1 rRNA gene is annotated in these 295 nt (G+C 39.0%); it reads right to left on the bottom strand.

Going from position 1 to position 295, the window contains the following annotated elements:
• Positions 1-195 precede the first annotated feature (195 nt).
• Positions 196-295 (bottom strand): 23S ribosomal RNA (locus H5122_RS20065); the annotation flags it as partial.

Raw genomic sequence — 295 nt, 5'->3', positions numbered from 1 at the left:
GTTCGGCATGGAGTCAGGTGGGTCCAAAACGCTATTGTCACCAAGCAAATTTGGGCGTTAATTCGTATCGCTACGCACTAACTGAATTTGGAAAATATCTGATAATATTTTTTAAGTCTTTCTAAATAATTTCTACTTTAGTTATATTAACTTCTTCGCTTGTTTCACTATCACATAAAACGCGTTTGGCGTTGTATGGTTAAGCCTCACGGGTAATTAGTACAAGTTAGCTTAATGGCTCACACCACTTCCACATCTTGCCTATCAACGTTGTAGTCTTCAACGGCCCTTCAGA

Source organism: Pseudoalteromonas sp. SG43-8 (assembly GCF_014164245.1).
Lineage (GTDB): Bacteria > Pseudomonadota > Gammaproteobacteria > Enterobacterales > Alteromonadaceae > Pseudoalteromonas > Pseudoalteromonas distincta.
This window is presented reverse-complemented; position numbering and strand designations above follow the sequence as displayed.